19 protein-coding genes and 1 tRNA gene are annotated in these 20,314 nt (G+C 44.5%); 9 read left to right on the top strand and 11 right to left on the bottom strand.

Translation table 11 applies throughout. The features are described 5' to 3' along the window. Positions 1-4 precede the first annotated feature (4 nt). The 7 genes from PQG45_RS06705 to PQG45_RS06675 form a co-directional block, all read right to left on the bottom strand. Positions 5-973: a zinc-dependent alcohol dehydrogenase gene (locus PQG45_RS06705; protein WP_315574764.1), complete on the bottom strand. Its 969-nt coding sequence runs from the start codon at positions 971-973 to the stop codon at positions 5-7. After that, a complete protein-coding gene (locus PQG45_RS06700) occupies positions 973-1,392 on the bottom strand; it encodes a VOC family protein (protein ID WP_315574762.1) in 420 nt (139 codons plus the stop codon). Before PQG45_RS06700 ends, PQG45_RS06705 begins: the two co-directional genes overlap by 1 nt. Positions 1,393-1,427: 35 nt before the next feature. After that, entirely contained in the window at positions 1,428-2,045 is a 618-nt protein-coding gene (locus PQG45_RS06695) for a flavin reductase family protein (RefSeq protein WP_315574760.1), read from the bottom strand. 30 nt (positions 2,046-2,075) lie between these two features. Next, the gene (locus PQG45_RS06690; protein WP_316070535.1) at positions 2,076-3,293 is read right to left on the bottom strand and encodes an acyltransferase family protein; all 1,218 of its coding nucleotides are present in this window, start codon (positions 3,291-3,293) and stop codon (positions 2,076-2,078) included. Between the two features lie 9 nt (positions 3,294-3,302). After that, positions 3,303-5,657, bottom strand: a complete 2,355-nt coding sequence (locus tag PQG45_RS06685; RefSeq protein WP_316070534.1) for a glycoside hydrolase family 95 protein — start codon at positions 5,655-5,657, stop codon at positions 3,303-3,305. Between the two features lie 85 nt (positions 5,658-5,742). Beyond that, positions 5,743-6,654 carry a sugar phosphate isomerase/epimerase family protein gene (locus PQG45_RS06680; protein ID WP_316070533.1) on the bottom strand — a complete coding sequence of 304 codons (912 nt, stop codon included), beginning with the start codon at positions 6,652-6,654 and terminating at the stop codon, positions 5,743-5,745. Positions 6,655-6,772: 118 nt separating this feature from the next. After that, positions 6,773-6,848 (bottom strand) — tRNA-Phe (locus tag PQG45_RS06675). A 185-nt stretch (positions 6,849-7,033) separates the two neighbouring features. On the opposite strand from PQG45_RS06675, the gene lptB reads away from it, so the two are divergent. The 9 genes from lptB (at position 7,034) to PQG45_RS06630 (ending at position 16,223) form a co-directional block, all read left to right on the top strand. Then, positions 7,034-7,762: an LPS export ABC transporter ATP-binding protein gene (lptB, locus tag PQG45_RS06670; RefSeq protein WP_315574754.1), complete on the top strand. Its 729-nt coding sequence runs from the start codon at positions 7,034-7,036 to the stop codon at positions 7,760-7,762. 2 nt (positions 7,763-7,764) lie between these two features. Next, positions 7,765-8,892 carry a trans-sulfuration enzyme family protein gene (locus tag PQG45_RS06665; protein WP_316070532.1) on the top strand — a complete coding sequence of 376 codons (1,128 nt, stop codon included), beginning with the start codon at positions 7,765-7,767 and terminating at the stop codon, positions 8,890-8,892. Further along, on the top strand, positions 8,889-9,449 hold the full coding sequence (locus PQG45_RS06660) for a sugar transferase (RefSeq protein ID WP_316070531.1): 561 nt from the start codon (positions 8,889-8,891) through the stop codon (positions 9,447-9,449). The genes PQG45_RS06665 and PQG45_RS06660 overlap by 4 nt, the downstream gene beginning before the upstream one ends. Positions 9,450-9,593: 144 nt before the next feature. Continuing rightward, positions 9,594-11,330 carry a single-stranded-DNA-specific exonuclease RecJ gene (gene recJ, locus PQG45_RS06655; protein WP_316070530.1) on the top strand — a complete coding sequence of 579 codons (1,737 nt, stop codon included), beginning with the start codon at positions 9,594-9,596 and terminating at the stop codon, positions 11,328-11,330. A 50-nt stretch (positions 11,331-11,380) separates the two neighbouring features. Continuing rightward, positions 11,381-12,433: an NAD-dependent epimerase/dehydratase family protein gene (locus PQG45_RS06650; RefSeq protein ID WP_315574749.1), complete on the top strand. Its 1,053-nt coding sequence runs from the start codon at positions 11,381-11,383 to the stop codon at positions 12,431-12,433. Beyond that, a complete protein-coding gene (locus PQG45_RS06645; protein ID WP_316070529.1) occupies positions 12,430-13,494 on the top strand; it encodes an NAD-dependent epimerase/dehydratase family protein in 1,065 nt (354 codons plus the stop codon). Before PQG45_RS06650 ends, PQG45_RS06645 begins: the two co-directional genes overlap by 4 nt. Next, positions 13,494-14,234 carry a glycosyltransferase family 2 protein gene (locus tag PQG45_RS06640; protein WP_315574746.1) on the top strand — a complete coding sequence of 247 codons (741 nt, stop codon included), beginning with the start codon at positions 13,494-13,496 and terminating at the stop codon, positions 14,232-14,234. The genes PQG45_RS06645 and PQG45_RS06640 overlap by 1 nt, the downstream gene beginning before the upstream one ends. Before the next feature lies 1 nt (position 14,235). Next, positions 14,236-15,801: a hypothetical protein gene (locus PQG45_RS06635; RefSeq protein WP_316070528.1), complete on the top strand. Its 1,566-nt coding sequence runs from the start codon at positions 14,236-14,238 to the stop codon at positions 15,799-15,801. A 59-nt stretch (positions 15,802-15,860) separates the two neighbouring features. After that, positions 15,861-16,223 (top strand): hypothetical protein, encoded by a 363-nt coding sequence (locus PQG45_RS06630; RefSeq protein WP_316070527.1) that lies wholly within the window; start codon positions 15,861-15,863, stop codon positions 16,221-16,223. Here the strand turns inward: PQG45_RS06630 and thrC are convergent. Genes thrC through PQG45_RS06610 form a run of 4 tightly spaced genes read right to left on the bottom strand, consistent with a single transcriptional unit; the run spans position 16,218 to position 20,302 of the window. Beyond that, a complete protein-coding gene (thrC, locus tag PQG45_RS06625) occupies positions 16,218-17,522 on the bottom strand; it encodes a threonine synthase (RefSeq protein WP_316070526.1) in 1,305 nt (434 codons plus the stop codon). The genes PQG45_RS06630 and thrC overlap by 6 nt on opposite strands. After that, positions 17,519-18,220 carry a 2-phosphosulfolactate phosphatase gene (locus tag PQG45_RS06620; protein ID WP_315574738.1) on the bottom strand — a complete coding sequence of 234 codons (702 nt, stop codon included), beginning with the start codon at positions 18,218-18,220 and terminating at the stop codon, positions 17,519-17,521. The genes thrC and PQG45_RS06620 overlap by 4 nt, the downstream gene beginning before the upstream one ends. 1 nt (position 18,221) lies before the next feature. Continuing rightward, a complete protein-coding gene (gene gcvT, locus PQG45_RS06615; protein ID WP_315574737.1) occupies positions 18,222-19,301 on the bottom strand; it encodes a glycine cleavage system aminomethyltransferase GcvT in 1,080 nt (359 codons plus the stop codon). Next, the gene (locus PQG45_RS06610) at positions 19,301-20,302 is read right to left on the bottom strand and encodes a M28 family peptidase (RefSeq protein ID WP_316070525.1); all 1,002 of its coding nucleotides are present in this window, start codon (positions 20,300-20,302) and stop codon (positions 19,301-19,303) included. Before PQG45_RS06610 ends, gcvT begins: the two co-directional genes overlap by 1 nt. Between the last annotated feature and the right edge of the window lie 12 nt (positions 20,303-20,314).

The following is a 20,314-nucleotide window of genomic DNA, read 5'->3' as shown; positions in this document are numbered from 1 at the left end:
TTTTTCATTGGATTTGAACAACAATTTTTCCCGGATGACCACTCGAAGCAGCAATTAAACCCGCTTCCAAATCCGATAAAGGAATATATTTGGAAATGATTTGGCCAGGATTGATTTGCCCATTGGCGATCATTTGAATCACCGATTGAAAATCTTCCGGATGATCATAAATCAATGAACCGCGGATGGAGATACCCCGACGAACCAAATCCAAGGGAGTAAAGCTTGCCTGCTTTTCCGACAAACCCAATAAAACGATACTGGCGCCCCTTGGAACATCCGCACACAAGGCTGTGGTTGCCGCCGCGGAACCGGTGCATTCAAAGGCCACGCGAATATCTGCCAACAGCCAGTCACCCGTACGGGCTCCCATGGAAACTGCTTTCTCTAAGAGCGTCGCATTCAATTCGCCTACATAAACGATGATGCCCCGACGAATCGCTAAATGGGTAATCAACATGCCGATGGCCCCTAGGCCTAAGACATAAATCGCATCTCCAGCTTGCAAGGAGGCATGTTTGAGCGCATGAAAAGCAACAGCCGTAGGTTCAATCGTCACAGCATCCGCGGCAGAAATTGACTCAGGTAGCGTGTGTGCAAAATCAGCCGGAATCAGAACATACTCCGCAAAACAACCCGGCGCATTTAATCCAATGGTTCGTTTATTCGGACAAACTGTAGCTTGGCCGCGTTCGCAATAGATGCACTTTCCACAAGGTGCGTTGGGATCCACCACTACTCGATCACCAATTACCCGCTGAACTCCTTCACCTACAGCATCGATGTAGCCCCAGCCTTCATGGCCGATAATCGTTGGGCCCGACAAAGGTCGATGCCCACCAAAATAATGCACGTCTGAACCGCAAATCCCTACTTCCATTAAACGGATGCGTAACTCGCCCGGACCAGGCGCTGGAATTGCCTCCTCGCGAAAGTCGATGACTTTGGGCCCCGTTAAATAAGCTGCCCGCATTATAGGATTTGATTAAATTCGATGATTTCGCCCGATGGGCCCTTTACGTTGAAAAAACGGGTTCCATTTTTCCAAAATTGCAATAAGGTTGGTGTAGATTCGAGGATCTCGAAACCTGCTTTTTTCAAGGTCTCAAACGCATGATCCACATCGGCGACATCGATCGCAAAATGATCCACATGCCCGTTCGACCGCGATTTAATTTCGGCTAATTGCTTCGCAGGCATTTGGTATAATTCCACAATAACCTCGTGATTTTTCATCATGACACAGGTGCCATAACCGCCATCAAATTCAAATGGGGCCTCCATCACATTCTCAAATCCAAGCCGCTCATAAAAGGGAATCGATACTTCTAGGTCGTGCGCCGGGATACCAATGTGCTGGATCCGATGAATAAAATCAATTTTCATTTCCATATTATGCTAGGTTCAAGAACCTAAAATAGGAAATTTTAAACGGTTGGGCGCGCATAACCTAATTTTTGTACGAATTTCGGTTGGTAATAACCTTGTAAGCCCAAGGTCGATAAGGAACCCGCCTCCGCCAAATCGATAAAGCCATCTGCAGCCACATTCGATTTTTCTAAAAAGGCACAAACTAATTCTCCAATCACCAAATAGGTTCCATTGTGCTTAATGGGCATAATATCAACTAATTTCATGCCCAATTGGACAGGACTTCCATCTACAAATGGAATCGTAAATTCAGGTCTTACAAGCTCATTCAGTTCCACATGGTCGAATTCAGATACGCCATCCGGATATTTGGCACTGGTTTGATGCGCCGCCTCGATTTGACCCATTGCGACATGATTCATCGTGAAAAAACCGGTTGACTCAATATTCTTCAAGGTATGCGGAGTGGCCTCTTTGGGGCGATTAATAAACCCAATTAACGTTGGATCAGCCCCCAAATGCACAATATTCGTAAAAAGAGCCACATTCGACAAGCCAGCTGGATCTTGCGTAACGATCAAGGTCGATGGCTTAAATCCACTTAGGCAGTTGACAAAATTAGCGCGATGGTATCGGTCCATCGCTTGCAAATCCAAAGGCGTGTAACATTTCATAAATGAGTAACCTAGAAAATAAAAGATTGTTTAAACCTTAAAAACCCGACCGCTCTGGTAAAAGAACTGCAATATCACATACCAAATCAGTAAATAGCAGAGCGCCCCTGCTAAAGAAGCCAGATAAGGATCCGAAATTCTCGAGGCAAACAGAAAGTCCTGTAGAAAAGCTGATAGCCCAGTTCCTTCAATTTCGACCATGTTCAACGCGCGTGGAATGATGCCTGAAAAGAAGAAGACCAACATGGGGTTTACGCCAAAAATAACGAAGGGTTTCGTCCAAGCCTTAAATTGTTGGACATCGACAAGCCAATATAATAGACATAACAAAACGATGGCCCAACCGGCGGTATATAATACAAAAGAGCTCGTCCAAAGTGCTTTATTGATTGGGAAGTAAAGGTCCCACACAGCACCTAAAACAATACAAAAAAGCCCTGCCATCGCTAGTAGTCGTGTTTGCGAACGAAAATACAGTCCTGCCAACATACCCATGATACCCGTAGCAAAAGCAGGAATCGTACTTAAAATTCCTTCGGGATCCCAGGTTTTGGTTACCGACCATAAATGTCCCGGCAGCAAATAGTTATCGACATAAGCCGCCAAATTCGTTCCCTCATGTAAGTTCGCAGCGCCGATACCGGGAACAGGAACATAGTTCATAATGGCCCAATAGCTAATCAAAAAGAGCAAGGATATGAATACCAATCCACGTGCGGCAACTCGACCTTGAAGGCTCGCCAATACCGCATAAACAAGCGCAATGCGAGGAAGCACTCCGGGCAATCGAACATTTGCGAAATCGTCAAATCCACCAAAAGCAAGAACTAATGCCAGGATGAAAAGCGCAAACAGGACATATAATTTACGTGCATAATCCGTGAAGAAAATTACCGCAACGAGACCTGTGGCCGCTAAACGAACGATCAACAAGGACACACCGGTACAATCCCCCACATGTATTTTAGCGAAAAAACTTAAAAACCAACCCAGTAGTAAAAGACTCAAGGTCCGTGAAATAATTTTAGTCACAGGAACGATTTGTCCGGCATTTAGCGAAACAGACACACCCACGATGAACAAAAAGAACGGAAAAACAAGGTCTGTTGGCGTACAACCATTCCACGCTGCATGTTCTAGCGGCGCATAAATATGGCCCCAATCGCCCGGATTGTTGACAATCGTCATCATCATGACCGTGATTCCCCGAAAGACATCGAGTGATAGAATTCGATTATTAGTATCCATTTATAAATTTTACTGGACGCTCACCTTTTTCCACACGCCATTGATATACACATCAACAGTTCCGCCGCCTTGTTTCACGAGTGTATAGTTTTGCACTTTCCCTTTCGACCAAGTCATGTTGAGCGTGTAGCCTCCGCGCGTTTTCAAACCTTTGACTTCTCCTGAATCCCAAGCTTTCGGTAATGCAGGAAGCAAGTAAATTTTGGTAGCGGTAGATTGTACGAGCATTTCAGCCACAGCCGCAGCACCCCCGAAATTGCCATCAATTTGGAAAGGAGGATGCGCGTCAAATAAATTTGGATAGGTCCCGCCTCCGCGCTGATAATTGACTTTCACGCCATCGGGTTCAACGTATTTCAACAATTCGCGGTACATTTTATAGGCATGATCTCCATCCTTGAGGCGTGCCCATAAGTTGATTCGCCACCCTTTGGACCAACCGGTCGTTTCATCCCCTTTGATCTCCAAGGTTTTCTTCGCGGCATTCGTCAATGTAGGCGTTTCCTCGACGGTCAAATGGTTACCTGGGAATAGTCCATACAAATGACTTTGGTGGCGGTGCTTGGGATCTTGATCCGGCCAATCGTGGTACCATTCTTGTAAATTACCTTCTTTCCCTACTTGGTAAGGGTATAATTTTGCAAGCGCATCTTTTACTTGAGCCGTGAAAGCTGGATCATTTTTCAATACGTCTTGTGCCGCAAGAATATCCAAAAACAATTCACGAATCATCGCCAAATCTGCGGTTCCACCGTATAACGTTGATCCAATATAACCTGTCGGGGTAATAAACTTATTTTCTGGCGAAGTAGATGGCGAGGTAATTAAATTACCTTTTTGATCTTTAATCATAAAGGCCAAACAAAACTCCGCTGCCCCTTTCATCAGTGGATAGGCCTTGTCTTTCAAGAATGCCTTGTCTTGCGTAAACTGATAATGTTCCCAAAGATGCGTAGATGCCCAGGTTGCACCCATAGGCCAGTTGGCCCAACTCGGCTCTCCATTCCCGAAATCGCCCACGGGATTCGTCATGGCCCAGATGTCGGAATTGTGATGCGTGACCCAGCCGGGAGCATTATAAAAGGTTTGTGCACTGATACGACCTGTTTTTTCCAGGTTTTCGAGGAAGCCTAGGAAAGGTTGATGCATTTCGGAGAGGTTGGTGTTTTCGGCCAACCAGTAATTCTCCTCGGCATTGATGTTCATGGTATAATTACTGCTCCAAGGCGGTCGGATGTGTGGATTCCACAGCCCTTGAAGGTTCGCGGGAACACGCGAAGTTCGCGAGCTGCTGATTAATAAATAGCGGCCATACTGAAAATAAAGTGCCTCCAAATAAGGGTCAGACTCTCCCATCGCATAACGACGTAAACGCTCGTCGGTAGGCAATTCAGGGGCATTTTTCCCGCCCAAAGTCAGCGAAACCCGTTGGTAGAATTTCTGATAATCTTTCAAATGGTGCGCATAAAGCGATTTTAGTGGGATCAGACTAGCGTCTTGCAATTGTTTTTGAGCGAGCGAATCGTCGTTTTTACCTTCACGAGATGGGCTTTTGTCGAAGCCATTAAAACTGGTTGCCATGGATACGAGGATGACAGCCTCGGTTCCGTTTGTCAAGACAATGGATGAGTCGGTACGCGTAACTTTCCCATCTGTGGATTGCAGTAAAATATCGGTGGAAAAGCGCGTGCCTTTATCAGCCAAAAACATAATGGGATTTCCTTCTTTCCTGACATAATTCGGATCAGCACGAACGGGTGCTGTTCCCTGCATATGTAAATGATTGGTCGTGGAGTGTACTTGGAATTTCAATTTAGAATCCATCCGAATCGCAAAGGACAAAGCGCCTTTTTGTTCGCTGCTGATGTGGATGGCAAATACTTTATCAGGATGCGAAACCAAATACTGTCGTTTAATGAGATTGCCGTCCGCGCGATATTGGACTTTGGCGATGGCTTGATTGAGGTCAAGTTCGCGGTAATATTGGCTAATGTTTTTCTCGGGGAAGTCGATGTACATCGTCCCGAGCGGCGCATAGGATTCGGAAAATTTCCCTTGAATTTTTTTGACGAGGGAATCAGCGGCTTTGTAATTTTCTGCCTTGAGGGCTTCGCGTACGCTAGGGAGGTGTTTATACGCTTCGGGATTCATGCGCGGGTTCATCGGTTCCCCAGACCAAAGGGTAAGATCGTTCAAATAAATTTGATCGGTTTTCGTTCCGCCAAAGACCGTTGCGCCTTGGATACCATTTCCCAGGACGAGTGTTTCTTCGAAATAGGTTGCGGGTTTATCGTACCAAAGTTTGAGGTTTTGCTGCGCGAACAAAGGGGAGCTAAAAAGAATCAAGAAGCAGATATTTTTCATCAGTTTTTTACTAGGTTTTGCTGTGAATTTTTTATTTTTTTATAACCCTGCCGGGGTCGTTGACCCCGGCAGGGTCACCACCCACCTACAACAATATACGTTGCATTTTTGCCAGGCCATTTTTGGCTACGATCAGCGGATCTTGGGTATAGAATGTTTTATTAAATAATTCCAATGAAATTACCTCAGGTTGTAAGGTCTTCAAGATTTGGGCGATAGGAGCTTCTCCGTCCCCGGCATAAATGCGATCACCATCGGTAATTTGTCCAGGGGCAATCGACTTCACATAATCATTCACGTGAAATACTTCAACGGCATCAGGCCCAACAACATGCAGGGAATCGACAGAGGATTCGCCTTTATAAATATGAAAAACATCGAGTAATAATCGGGCATCAGGATGTCCCGATTCGGCGGCAACGAAAAGCACCTCGGAAACCTTGCTAAGGTTTTTCGAATGGCCCCACATTTCAAGAATAGGTTTGACGCCCATTTGTGCCCCTAATTCAAGAATGACCCGGTAGCGTTCAGCGGCTTTGTGCAAATCCAATCCCGCTTCTTTGGTTGCGCCCATCGGAGGAGCCGCGGTGCGGGGGCAGCCTAATTGGGCCAACATATCCATTTCGCGCTTCATTTGTTCGAGTCCTTGGGCACGAACTTTTTCATCGTCCACAATCCATTGGGCAAAACCGATGCAATTTTGGATTTTCATGCCTAAATCATCCGCGCGTTTACGCGCATCTTTCAGTGTTCCTCCCGTTTTTAGATACGCTTCTAAGGTAGGCATCCAAATTTCGCATGAACGAAAGCCGGCAGCTGCAGCGATTTCAATTTCTTTGATATACCCTAGTTTCTGACCCATGATGGTACTCATGTTCAGGGAAAGTTCGGGTTTGTAGGATTTTTTTGCGGCTACGGTACTATCAAGTGAAAGTGAAGACATTCCCGCGGCAATACCGGATGCTTTGAGCAGCGTTCTGCGACTTAGTTGACTCATTTTAATAGGTTTAGGCATGTAATTTAGCAGAAAACCAACTAAAAACTATCAGGGAATATACGTTTGAGACCAAAACAAAAAAAAGCCCTTCAAAAAGAAGGGCTTTTAATTTCTAACGTGGTGGTAGATCCCGGACTCGAACCGGGGACACACGGATTTTCAGTCCGATGCTCTACCAACTGAGCTAATCCACCTCGTTGATCCCATGGATATGGGACTGCAAAAATAGGAAAGTTTTTTTTTAATCCCAATTTGGCCCTAAAAATATTTCAAATAAGGTATGTGCCCACATCGGCCGAACGAAATATGGTCTTACTTCTACTATTATCCGTGGGATTTTGTAATTTTAAAATCAGCCTAAGATTGCAGGCCTCTATATATGATCTTACGAACCGAAAATCTGGTTAAAAAATACGGCCAACGTGTGGTTAATGACCATATTTCCTACCAGGTAGCCCAGGGGGAAATTGTTGGATTATTAGGCCCCAATGGTGCCGGAAAAACAACTTCTTTTTACATCGCCACAGGCCTCGTAAAGCCCAATGAAGGCAAAGTGTTTTTAGATGACCTCGATGTGACCGATTTACCTATGTACAAGCGCGCGCGCCTGGGAGTCGGTTATTTAGCGCAGGAAGCATCCGTATTTCGTACGTTGACCGTAGAAGAAAATATATTAGCCGTTCTCGAATTGACGGATTTATCCAAAGCCGAACAAAAAGAAAAAACGGAAAGCCTTTTGGAAGAATTTTCGTTGACACATGTTCGCAAAAGCCTAGGCCAAGTCCTGTCAGGCGGAGAGCGCCGACGGACCGAAATCGCACGTGCGCTAGCCGTGGACCCCAAATTTATTCTATTGGATGAACCCTTCGCGGGTGTCGATCCTATTGCGGTCGAAGAAATACAAAGTATAGTTGCCAAATTAAAATACCGCAACATCGGTATCTTAATCACCGATCACAATGTAGATGAAACCTTGTCCATTACGGATCGCGCCTATTTGCTTTTTGAGGGTAAGATTTTGAAAGCGGGAACTCCTCAGGAACTTGCGGATGACGAACAAGTGCGTCGTTTGTATTTGGGCAAGAACTTCGAGTTAAAAAAGAAATAAGCATGAGAAAAGAAACCTTAGCGATTCATGCAACCCATTTGCAGGATGAGACGGCCGCATCGATTGCGCCTCCGGTATTTTTGACTACGACGTTTGAACGTTCTGAAGATGGTTCTTATCCCAAAGGGCATATGTATTCTCGTAATTCAAATCCGAATCGGGATGTATTAGAAAAAGGCCTCGCCCAATTAGAGGGTGGGGAAGTTGCCTTTGTTTTCGGCTCGGGGTTGGCAGCGGTTTCAGCTGTTTTCCAATGCATGAAATCTGGCGATCATGTGTTAATGCCAACGGTTGGATATTACGCCAGCTATAAATTAGCGGAAGAAATCATGGGCCCTTGGGGTTTACAGGTTTCACAAGTGGACATGACCGACTTAGCCGCGGTTGAAGCAGCTATCCGACCGGAAACGAAATTGATCTGGGTCGAAACGCCCGCAAACCCTTTATTGACACTAAGTGATATCGAGGCCATTTGCAAGATTGCACATGCACACAATATATTGGTAGGCGTAGATAACACACTGACAAGCCCCATTTTACAGAATCCCATTCAATTGGGGGCGGATATCGTCATGCATGCCACGACAAAATACATCGGTGGACACTCGGATGTCTTAGGCGGGGCGGTTATTTTTAAAGAAGCTTCTGCTTGGTCGGAGCGCGTCAAGCGTGTCCAAATTCTGATGGGTGCGACGCAGAATCCGTTGGATTGTTATTTATTAGCCCGAGGCCTCAAAACCTTGCCTCTGCGCATGCGCGAGCACAGCAAAAATGCGCTGGAATTAGCGACTCGTTTGGAAAATCATGCAGGTATTGAACAAGTTCACTACCCGGGTTTGCCCTCAAATCCCAATTATGCTTTAGCCATCAAACAAATGCCAAATGGCCAAAGTGGAATGATTGCTATTCAGATCAAAGGTGATGAAGCAAAGGCAAGAAAGGTGGCGAATCGATTACAATTATTCCAACAAGCAACTAGTCTAGGTGGTGTGGAAAGTTTGGTTGAGCATCGCAAGTCGATCGAAGGTCCTGGAAGTACCACACCGGGTAATTTATTGCGTTTATCCATCGGGTTGGAACATGTAGAAGATTTGTGGGAAGATTTAAATCAGGCTATTCTGGGTGCATGAAAAGACTTTTCGATCTAATCGTTGTCATCGTTGCGGGTTTCCTTTTTGCAATTCCCATGTTGCTCGTCGCCATGGCTGTTTGGTTCAGCTCAAAAGGCCCCATTGTATATTGGTCAAAACGTGTCGGTCAGCATAATGCATTATTCAATATGCCAAAGTTTCGGACCATGCAAGTCGAAACACCCACGCTCCCCACGCATTTATTGGGGAATCCGGATGCTTATTTAACACCCATCGGCTCATTTTTACGTAAAAGCAGCTTAGATGAATTGCCACAATTGTGGTGTATTCTGCGTGGAGATATGTCGGTGGTAGGTCCCCGGCCCGCCTTGTCGAACCAAGAAGATTTAATCGAGGCTCGTACCGAAAAAGGAATTCATGCATTAAAACCCGGTCTTACGGGTTGGGCCCAAGTAAACGGTCGGGATGAAATAGAACTTTCAAAAAAGGTGCAACTAGATTATGAATATCTTGATAAAAAATCGCTCATTTTCGACGTTTACGTCGTGCTATTGACCTTTTATAAGGTGGCGAAGCGTGAAGGGATTAAGCATTGAGCGGAGTGACGCTGCCGGGGTCTGCGACCCCGGCAGCGTCTACCCCCACGCAAGTTCCCATTTTGTCCTAAAAGTTTCCTGATAATCTTTTAAACCCCTTGCATAAGCACCTTAGCGAATGCAAATTGCCAATAAAAAACCAACATGCTGCAAGCGAAAAAAAACTGGATATATGTACCTGAGCCGAATCCCCAAGCCGTAAGCGCCCTGGGAGAAGAATTCCAAGCCAACATCAACCCCTACTTTTTGCGTTTGCTCGTTTCCCGCAACCTCAAAACCGTATCCGCCGCCAAAACATTCATGGTTCCTACCTGGGAACAATTGTATGATCCGTTCTTAATGAAAGACATGGATAAGGCGGTAGCCCGACTGAATCAGGCGCTGGAATTTGGCGAAAAAATCTTAATCTATGGCGATTATGATGTTGACGGAACAACTTCCGTCGCACTCGTCTACAGTTACTTAACCCTGGAATTGGGTGCGGATTGCGATTATTACATTCCCGATCGCTACGCAGAGGGTTACGGAGTCTCTCAAGCCGGGGTTCAATATGCGGCCGACAATGGATATACCTTAATTATTTCCTTAGACTGCGGAATCAAGGCACATGAACGTGTTCTTTGGTGCAACGAAAACGGCATCGACTTCATCGTTTGTGATCACCACCTTCCGGAAGCAACCCTACCCGAAGCCTATGCGGTGCTTGACCCGAAACGCAAAGATTGTGCTTACCCATTCAAAGAACTTACCGGCTGTGGGGTTGGGTTCAAATTATTACAAGGTTTCATCCAAGAAAATGATTTGGACATGGAACCGCTCATGGATCGCATCGATTTGTTGGCAGCCTCTATAGCGGCCGACATGGTTCCCATCATCGATGAAAACCGCGTATTAGCTTATTTTGGTTTACAAAAACTCGGTACAAATCCAAGTCCGGGCTTAGGCTATCTCCTTCAAAAAGCAGGCAAAAAAGCGCCGATTCAAATATCCGATATCGTATTTTCCATCTCCCCCATCATCAATGCCGCGGGACGCATGGATCATGCACATGGTGCCGTTAAATTGCTTTTAGCGGTTGATGAAACCGAAGCGGGCATGATGGCGGAAGCGGTTATCCAACAAAATTTGGATCGCCGAGTGGTGGAAAAAGAGATTGTCCAACAAGCCTTGCAATTATTTGAGGGAAATGATTTTCTACAAAACGCGAATAGTACGGTCCTTTTTCAGCCCGGTTGGCATAAAGGTGTCGTCGGCATTGTTGCGAGTAAAATTCAGGAATTCTATTACCGCCCTACGATTATTCTCACCGAATCACACGGCCAGGTGGTTGGGTCTGCACGTTCGGTGAAGGGTTTTGACATACATCATGCCTTGGAACAATGTGCGGATTTATTGACGCAGTTTGGAGGCCATACCCATGCCGCAGGCTTGCATTTGACGAAAGAGGATTTACCTGCATTCATCGAACGATTCGAGGGCTTAGTGAAAGCGGGAACACCAGAGGGGGAACAAAAGGCCGACTTGACTGTCGACATGGAAATTCCCTTGCAAGCATTGAGTTTACCCTTTTACGATAAAATGCTTTGTCGCCTATCGCCCTACGGGCCGGCGAACATGCTACCTAATTTCTTGAGTTCAAGTGTCTACCTGTGCAAGGCACCCTTGATCATGAAGGAGGAACATTTGAAAATTGTCATTTCAGATCAACCTAATGGTCTTGCTTGGGAGGCTGTCGGATTCGGAATTCGGGCAGACTATTACGAAGGATTGGTAGATGCCTATGAAAAGCAATTGCCCGTGAAAATCGTTTATCATTTGGACATTAACGAATTCCGAGGTGACCGAAAACTGCAATTGCGCATATTAGATATGGCACAATAGATGGTAAAAATTGACATTTTTGTTACCTTTGTCTTTTAAATCAATTTGAGATGTCAAAAAAATTAATCGTAACAGGTTCGATGGGTCTTATAGGCTCAGAAGTAAGTGAATATTTCTTAGAAAAAGGATGGGAAGTACACGGGATTGACAACAACCAGCGTGCTATATTCTTTGGATTACAAGGGGATAATTCTTCCAACAAAGATCGATTGGCAAAATATGGCAGTCAATACAAATTGTACACGAACATTGACATTCGTGATCGCCAAGCCATTTTAGACATTATTCCTCAAATCAAACCCGATGCAATCGTTCATACGGCAGCTCAGCCTAGCCATGACCGTGCCGCTTCGATTCCCTTTGAAGATTTTGATACCAATGCCGTAGGGACATTCAATTTATTAGAATCCCTTCGTCGTTATTCGACAGAAGTACCTTTCGTACATTTGTCGACCAATAAAGTATACGGCGATGCTCCTAACAACATCAAAATGAAGGAGTTAGAGACTCGCTTTGATTATGATGATGCAGCATACGAACATGGAATCGCTGAGCATTTCAGCATTGACCAATCGAAGCACTCGTTGTTTGGCGCATCCAAAGTATCCGCAGATATTTCCGTTCAGGAATACGGTCGTTACTTCAATATGCCTACCGCTTGTTTGCGTGGGGGATGTTTAACAGGACCGAATCACGCAGGCGTGGAATTGCACGGATTCTTGAGTTACTTGATTAAATGTAACATTGAAGAACGCGAATACAGCGTTTTTGGATACAAAGGCAAGCAAGTTCGCGACAACATTCACTCATACGATGTAGCGCGTTTCATCGAGGAATTCATCAAAGCGCCTCGCGTTGCTGAGGTGTACAACATTGGAGGTGGAAAAGACAATTCTGTTTCGATTTTAGAGGCATTTGACTTGATCGCAAAGATTTCAGGCAAGCCAATGAAATATAAATATGTGGACCAAAACCGTATCGGTGACCACATTTGCTACTACAGTGATTTGCGCAAAATGAAGGCGCATTACCCAAATTGGGACATCACGAAATCATTGGAAGATGTTTTTGTTGACATCTACAACCGTTACATGGAAGCATGAAAATATTAATAACAGGAGGTTGTGGCTTCGTAGGATCAAACCTAGCCGTATTATTCAAACAATACTACACGGATTCCGAAGTGTATTGTTTAGATAACTTATCACGAAGAGGCTCGGAAGTTAACTTACAAAAGGTGCTTGCAGCGGGTGGACAATTTGTGCACGGTGATGTCCGCGTGAAGACGGATTTCGACCGCATTCCAGCCGTAGACATTGTTATTGATGCCGCAGCGGAACCTTCCGTATTAGCTGGAAAAGTGCCAGGCGAGTTGGAAAACTTAATTGACACCAACTTAAACGGGACAATCAACACGCTCTATTTTGCCAAAAAGCATCAAGCTGCGATCATTTTCCTATCGACATCCCGCGTTTATCCCTACGATACGCTTGCTGAAGCAAAATTAGTCGCATCTCCGAAGCGCTTTAATCTTTCCAATGATCAAGCATTGAAAGGCTTGTCGGAGCAAGGTATTGCGGAAAACTATCCCTTGGAAGGCTTACGTTCTTTATACGGAGCGACCAAATTAGCATCCGAATATTTCATTCAAGAATTTGCCCATAATTTCGGCTTGCCAGCTGTTATTAACCGTTGTGGTGTATTAAGTGGCCCCTACCAAATGGGTAAAATTGACCAAGGTGTCATCGTGCTTTGGATGGCTAAACATTTCTGGAAAGGCCGATTAGGGTATATTGGTTATGGCGGATTAGGCCAACAAGCGCGCGACGTATTGCATGTACGTGATTTATTCCGTTTGGTTCAATGGCAAATTGCGAATTTGGGACTTCAAAAAGGTCAAATTTTCAACGTAGGTGGAGGACTTGAAAACACTGTTTCATTAGCTGAATTGACCGATTTATGTACGCAAATCACGGGGAATACAATTGAAATGGGTTCTTCGCTGGAAAATAGACCTGGAGATTTACCTATCTATATTACAGATAACAGCAAAATTACAGAGTTCAGTGGTTGGAAACCTGAAATCACGGTTCCTACCCTACTTCAAGAAGTCCATGACTGGTTCATTGCTGATGAAGCCTCTCTAAAAGCCATATTAGCCTAATGAAATTAAGCATCGTTCTACCTGCCTATAATGAAGAAGGATCCATCGAGGAAACCTTACGGACACTTTATGCCAAATTACAGGAAGAACAAATTGACCACGAAATCGTCGTAGTCAACGATAATTCAAAGGATAATACACTCGGCTTACTGACAACAATTCAAGAAACCATCCCGACCTTAGTTGTGCACACCAATCAGGGTCCGAACGGTTTTGGCTATGCCATTCGTTATGGATTAGAGCGTTTTCAAGGCGATTGTGTGGCCATTATGATGTCCGATTTATCGGATGACCCCGCTGATTTAGTTGCCTTCTACCGGAAAATGGTTGCGGAAAATTTAGACTGCGTTTTCGGTTCGCGATTCATTCGTGGCGGAGCAACGTATGATTATCCCAAACACAAATATTTGATTAATCGATTTGCGAATACTTTGATTCGACTATTGCTTGGCATGTCGTATAACGACTCGACGAACGCGTTCAAATTATACAAAAAAACGACTATTCAAGGCTTAAAACCCTTCCTTTCCGCACATTTCAACTTAACCATTGAGCTACCGCTGAAAGCCATCATTCGCGGATTTTCATATGGCGTATTGCCAAACTCATGGCGAAATCGGAAGGCTGGCGAATCGAATCTCAAGATTAAAGAAATGGGTAGCCGTTATCTTTTCATCTTACTCTATGTCATTATCGAAAAGTATTTATCGCGTAATGATTATTTGAAAAGGGAGGCCTAACATGAACCGATCGAGGATCAATTTATTCCTTTGTTTCGCTGCAATTCCCATTGTTTTACATTTCTATTTATTGAATCAGACAATCGTCAATTTCCCATCCTGGGGTGATGATTTTCTTTTTTTTGAATTGATTGAACATGCACAAAAGGACTCTTGGACCCAAATGCTTGCCTTTCTTTTCAAACCACACAATCAAATACATCTCCTATTTTTCGGAAAAGTATTTGCCTTGTTGAGCTACTGGGTGATCGGAAGCCTTCAGATTAAATACACCATAGTCGCTGCGAATTTGGTTTTATTAGGAGGAATCAGTTTTCTATTCTTCAAGTATCTCAAAAATCAACTTCATGGAATCTGGCATTTTGCGGGAATCATGTGTATCCTTTTTGCCCCTTCCGCGAGTATTGATAATTACCAATTAATTGGAGTATTGCAGCATTCCGGTTCATTGCTATTTTTAACCTTTATCGCTTACGCAACCGCTACTCGAAAACACCCCAAGACACTACTTTTAGCCGTAGCATTTTACCCCCTGGTTTCGACAGAAGGCTGGGCGATGTTGCCTATTTTGGCCGTGTATATGTTGCTAACGAAACATCCGTTAAGAAAGATTGTGGCTTTTATGGCTGTCCTTGGCTTAGGTATTTTTGCATATTTCCTTGCGCAACATCCCCAACCTGGAGCATCTAATTCGATTTTAAATATCCTTTTTCAAGCACCCATTGCTCTATTGACTTTTCTAGGGAATGCGGCATGGCCCATTTCCGACAGTTTCAAAATCCAAATAAATGCACTCGTAGGGGCCCTGTTATTCGTGCTTAGCATCATTTTTGTCCGGAAAAACAAGCATTTGGAAATGCCCATCATCCTTTGGCTACACGTGTTAGCAACGGGGGCCATGATCTGCGTCGGTCGGAGTCAAGGCTCTTCCATTTCCACCCTCATTTTATCTGAACGTTTTCATAGCTATTCAAGTTTTGCCCTAATAGGCACTTATCTATTGGGTATACCGCTCTTTAATAAATCAAGCGTCCGCCGTAAGCTCATTGGATTGACCATTTGCCTATATTTCACGGGTTCCTTTTACTATTTTACCAAAGGCCAAGATGCTTTTCACAATCGACTTCGCGCCGACTTGACGAATGCCTACCAACACGCAAGCCTATTGAGTTATCCGGCTGCCTCCAATCAAATTAGCGCGCTGATGCACGCCAATTATTTCAAGGTTGATTCGTCAGACTTGCTGCCATGCAAACTAGCTATTCCGTTGGAATACAAAGCCCTTAAAGACTATTCCATCGAAAACAGAAACGGTCAAATAACACTGAAATTCAATGCGTTACCCGAAAAAAAATCCAAAGAAGATCAGCGCTGGTTATCTATTCAATCCATAACACATCCGGATTCGACGCTTCTCATTGCATTCGTAAGAGATCAAGAAAATAAACCTCGCTTGGTACATATTAACTCGCTTCAACTCACAAACCTCACGCAAAAAAACCTCTGGCTTTTTACGCAACAGGCTAATGGCAAGAGCGTAACAGCTTACTTGGGAAGCATTAAATAAATTGGAATTCTAAAAAGATTATCCTTATTTCGAAAAATTAAACCAAAAAACTCAAACACATGAAACTACTTAAACACGTACCAGCCGTTTTACTCGGCCTACTCTTCATAGCAGGTGGAGTTACCTATTTTTTACATGTTGGTGCAGATCAACCCATGCCAGGCAGAGCCCCTGAATTCATGAGTTTATTCGGAGGAACCGGCTATTTAGCAGTAATTAAAGTTTTAGAAATCATTGGAGGTGCGTTGATTTTATTCCCTGCGCACCGTGCAAAAGCCCTACTAATCCTAGCTCCTATCGCTGTGAATATCTTATTGTTCGATATTTACATTGCTGGTTCTATGGGCGTTGGAATTCCAGTTGTAGTACTCGTATTGATTCAGGCTTACCTTGATCAAGATAAATTCAAGGCGCTTTTATAACAACAAATACTTTTTGAATCCTTCAAAGTCGGTTCCCATGGGGATCGACTTTTTTTGTTTGTCTAATAGCGCTGCCAAACGCGCCGGAACCACTACTTTCGTTCCTAACGTTGACTCCACCGTAGGCAAGAATTTCGCATAATGCGCCGTCGACAACAATACACCATAATATTCCCCTGGATTATCCAAGGCATATTGAGTCAAGCCATCATAAGCTACTGCTGTATGCGGACACATCACATAGCCGGTCCGTTGGTAAACGTCCAACATAATTTCCTTGGTCTTTTCGTCGCTTGTATCGTAACCCTTGACAATTTTACGCACCTGCTCAATCGCATCGCCGGCCAGTAAACGCATCCGAATAAAATTGGATGGAGCGCCTACATCCATGGCATTGGAAATGGTTTCAACAGATGGCTTGGGATTGTAATTTCCACTTGCCAAATAATCGGGTACCGGATGATTTGCATTGCAAGCCGCAACGAAAGCCTGAATAGGTAAGCCCATTTGGTAAGCCATTAATCCTGCACTTAAATTCCCAAAGTTCCCAGACGGAACACTGAATACCACAGGCTTTGTAACACCTTGCCTGCGCAATACCGCATAGGCTGCGAAATAATAAAAGGATTGCGGGATCAGACGCGCGATATTGATGGAATTCGCAGAGGCTAAATTAAACGCTGCACGTAATTCTTCATCCAAAAAGGCTTGCTTCACTAATCGTTGGCAATCATCAAAGGTCCCATCAATCTCCAAAGCCGTCACATTACCACCTAAGGTCGTCAATTGCTTCTCCTGGATATCGGAAACCTTGCCCGTCGGGTATAAAATCGTCACTGAAATCCCAGGGGTATTGTAAAACCCTTGCGCAACCGCACCACCCGTATCGCCTGAAGTGGCAACTAAAATACGGATTTCACGTTTGGCCTTTACCAAATAATGCGACATGATGGCCGCCATAAAACGCGCACCAAAATCTTTAAATGCCATGGATGGACCATGGAACAATTCCAACACACCTACATTTTCCTCCAAGGAAACCACGGGTGCCTCAAAGGTCATCGAAGAATCAATGATGCCATCAATTTCTGAATCCGTCAAATCATCTCCCAAGAGATTTTTGCACACGGCCTTCGCAATTTCAGGCAAAGAAAGTGTGTGGATGGATTCGAAAAAAGATGCCGGCATGGATGGGATTTCATAGGGCATGTACAGACCGTTATCCGGTGGCAAACCTCTAAAAATCGCCTCCTGCAAATCTACATCGGCACTTTCGTGTTGGGTGCTATATAATTTCATAATACTAATTTATCTCCTTGCAGGTGCGGCAACACGTCATAACGATCGCGCTCTAAGCAAAAAGTAATATCTTTTTCGATCCCTAAACCCAATAAACGATTGACGTGGGATGAATGCTTCACAGCGGTAATCAAATCACTTGAAGCTAAATTGTATTGTTTCCAAGCCATCAAAGCCGCGTCATCTGCGACTGTATATTGGCCTACCAATTCATCAATAACCGCACCAGCGAATAAGGTATCTTCTAAGTTGGGCTTCCCTTTCCAACCCGCGCAAACGACGATGGCATCTCCCGACCAAGCTTTTAGTGCTCGAACAACGGAAGAAATATTTAAAAATGCCCCCACATATACCTGAGCTGCCTGAACCGACCGGCGCAAGGCAACCGTCCCATTCGTGGTGGTGACACATATTTTAGCACCTTTTACGCGATCTACCTGATAGGAAAAAGGCGAATTATCAAAATCAAAACCCGCTGGAGTCACGCCATTGCGTTCTGCTGAAATCAAATAGCCTTGTTCCCGATGACTCGCGCAAACGTCCACATCTTCCACGGGAATAATTTCGACAGCACCGTGTGCGAAAGCAGTAACCATACACGATGTGGCACGAAAAATATCCACAACCACGACCGCTTTCCCAGCTAAGTCATAGAGGTGAATTAAATCAGGCGATAAACAAACGTCTATTTTCTGCATGTTATAGAAATGGCATTTTTACGATTTCCGCTTTTACTGCCTTCTCGCGAATGGAAATAAAAATCTCAGAACCTACATGTGCTGTAGACACATAACCCATCCCAATACCTTTTGAAAGTGTCGGCGATTGGGTACCCGAAGTAACCTCTCCGATCACCTCACCCGCAGCATTTAAAATGGGATAATGTTGGCGTGGAATCCCACGATCAATCATCTCAAAGCCTACTAATTTTTTCGAAGGACCTGCAGCTTTGATTGCGGCATGGTGGTCTTTCATAATGAAATCTTTATTGAAGGATGTGATCCAACCTAAACCTGCCTCAATGGGCGAAGTCGTATCATCGATGTCATGGCCATATAAACAATACCCTTTTTCGGTACGTAATGTATCGCGCGCTCCCAAACCGATCGGCTGAATGCCTTCCGAAGCTCCCGCCGCAAAAATGGCATTCCACATGGCCAATGCATTTTCATTCTTCACGTAAATCTCAAATCCACCAGCTCCCGTATAACCTGTATTGGAAATAATTACATCGTCAAAGCCTGCCATAGAGCCTATTTTGAAGGTATAATAGGGCATCGCCGACAAATCAACTGCCGTTAATGTTTGTAAAACACCCGCTGCCTTAGGACCTTGAACGGCAAACAACGAATACGCTGAACTTGCATTCGTCATCTCAACCCCGAAGGTATTGTGTGAAGAAATCCAGTTCCAGTCTTTGTCGATGTTGGACGCATTCACAACCAATAAATATTCGTTATCGCGAATTTTGTAGACCAATAAATCATCCACAATACCGCCCGTTGCGTTTGGTAAACACGAATATTGAACTTTGCCATCCACTAATTTAGCGGCATCATTCGATGTAACATATTGAATCAAATCCAAAGCCTTCTCCCCTTTTAAGAAGAATTCACCCATGTGACTTACATCGAAAACACCCACACCGTTCCGCACACAATTGTGCTCTTCGATCAGGTTTGTGTAAAGCACAGGCATGTTATATCCCGCGAAAGGAACCATTTTCGCACCTAAAGCTACGTGCGTATCATTCAAATGTACTTGCAATAATTCTTCCATTATTCTCGGTATAAAACTTGTAAAAGGGTTTGGCCCACGGCTTTCAACGTGGATTTGTCGATGTTCGATAAATTATCTTGATGGGTGTGGTGGTAGGATCCAAAATCAAATCCGCCATTCACAGGACGCAAATCGATGATGTCGATCATCTGAATTTTAGCAATTTCATTCACAGCCGTATGGTCATCTGAAATTCCGAATGCATCCGCATCCATGAACTGAGCCCCATAACCTAAATCGGCGGCTGTTGCCCAGATGGAACGCACTAAACCTGGCGCATATTGCATCGAAGAACCTTCGTGCGGGAATACGGCACCTTTGGCACCGACCATATCCAATAAAATTCCGTAGTACGGGCGATAATTCTCTGGCATCAAATGTCCGGCCCAATATTGCGAGCCTAGAGCCCAACTTAACGGATTTCCCGCCTCCATGTCATGCGGTTCGCCGTGATCTTCTAAATCAAAAAATACAAAATCAACACCTACGGCAGGCTTGTCCTTGGTTTCCGATAATACACGGGCCAATTCGATCATGACCCCTACACCCGATGCACCGTCATTCGCAGCGTCAATCGGCTCATTTTTACGGACCGAATCTTTATCCGCTATCGAGCGAGCATCCCAGTGCGCGGCAATCAATATACGTTTTGTTGCAGCTGGGTTAAAGGATGCAATAATATTGAGGCCTTGTAGCTTTTTCCCATCGTAGCGATTGGCTTCAAATGGCTGCGTAGAAACTTGTAAACCGTAGGATTTCATCTTCGCTACGATCCAATCCCCACAGGCTTTTTGAGCGGGCGAATTTGGCACACGCGGGCCAAAAGCAACTTGTTTGGCAATAAATGCATAGGCAGAATCCGCCGCAAAGTCCGGGCTTGGAACTAAATTAGGAGCCGATGTGGTTTCTTCCGTACCTGTTTGGAAAGATTGGTATCCATAATACACTCCCGAAAGAATTAGGAGTACCAATAATAATAGCGCAATGCGGGAGCGATTCATCCCGCAAAGATA

It is taken from the genome of Aquirufa regiilacus, assembly GCF_032470275.1.
Classification (GTDB): domain Bacteria; phylum Bacteroidota; class Bacteroidia; order Cytophagales; family Spirosomataceae; genus Aquirufa; species Aquirufa regiilacus.
Note: the sequence above shows the minus strand (reverse complement) of the source record. Positions and strands in the feature narration are given on the sequence as shown.

Coding starts and splice junctions, on each gene's coding strand:
- PQG45_RS06705 (WP_315574764.1), bottom strand. CDS start 973: ATGCGGGCAGCTTATTTAACGGGGCCCAAAGTCATCGACTTTCGCGAG.
- PQG45_RS06700 (WP_315574762.1), bottom strand. CDS start 1,392: ATGGAAATGAAAATTGATTTTATTCATCGGATCCAGCACATTGGTATC.
- PQG45_RS06695 (WP_315574760.1), bottom strand. CDS start 2,045: ATGAAATGTTACACGCCTTTGGATTTGCAAGCGATGGACCGATACCAT.
- PQG45_RS06690 (WP_316070535.1), bottom strand. CDS start 3,293: ATGGATACTAATAATCGAATTCTATCACTCGATGTCTTTCGGGGAATC.
- PQG45_RS06685 (WP_316070534.1), bottom strand. CDS start 5,657: ATGAAAAATATCTGCTTCTTGATTCTTTTTAGCTCCCCTTTGTTCGCG.
- PQG45_RS06680 (WP_316070533.1), bottom strand. CDS start 6,654: ATGAGTCAACTAAGTCGCAGAACGCTGCTCAAAGCATCCGGTATTGCC.
- lptB (WP_315574754.1), top strand. CDS start 7,034: ATGATCTTACGAACCGAAAATCTGGTTAAAAAATACGGCCAACGTGTG.
- PQG45_RS06665 (WP_316070532.1), top strand. CDS start 7,765: ATGAGAAAAGAAACCTTAGCGATTCATGCAACCCATTTGCAGGATGAG.
- PQG45_RS06660 (WP_316070531.1), top strand. CDS start 8,889: ATGAAAAGACTTTTCGATCTAATCGTTGTCATCGTTGCGGGTTTCCTT.
- recJ (WP_316070530.1), top strand. CDS start 9,594: ATGCTGCAAGCGAAAAAAAACTGGATATATGTACCTGAGCCGAATCCC.
- PQG45_RS06650 (WP_315574749.1), top strand. CDS start 11,381: ATGTCAAAAAAATTAATCGTAACAGGTTCGATGGGTCTTATAGGCTCA.
- PQG45_RS06645 (WP_316070529.1), top strand. CDS start 12,430: ATGAAAATATTAATAACAGGAGGTTGTGGCTTCGTAGGATCAAACCTA.
- PQG45_RS06640 (WP_315574746.1), top strand. CDS start 13,494: ATGAAATTAAGCATCGTTCTACCTGCCTATAATGAAGAAGGATCCATC.
- PQG45_RS06635 (WP_316070528.1), top strand. CDS start 14,236: ATGAACCGATCGAGGATCAATTTATTCCTTTGTTTCGCTGCAATTCCC.
- PQG45_RS06630 (WP_316070527.1), top strand. CDS start 15,861: ATGAAACTACTTAAACACGTACCAGCCGTTTTACTCGGCCTACTCTTC.
- thrC (WP_316070526.1), bottom strand. CDS start 17,522: ATGAAATTATATAGCACCCAACACGAAAGTGCCGATGTAGATTTGCAG.
- PQG45_RS06620 (WP_315574738.1), bottom strand. CDS start 18,220: ATGCAGAAAATAGACGTTTGTTTATCGCCTGATTTAATTCACCTCTAT.
- gcvT (WP_315574737.1), bottom strand. CDS start 19,301: ATGGAAGAATTATTGCAAGTACATTTGAATGATACGCACGTAGCTTTA.
- PQG45_RS06610 (WP_316070525.1), bottom strand. CDS start 20,302: ATGAATCGCTCCCGCATTGCGCTATTATTATTGGTACTCCTAATTCTT.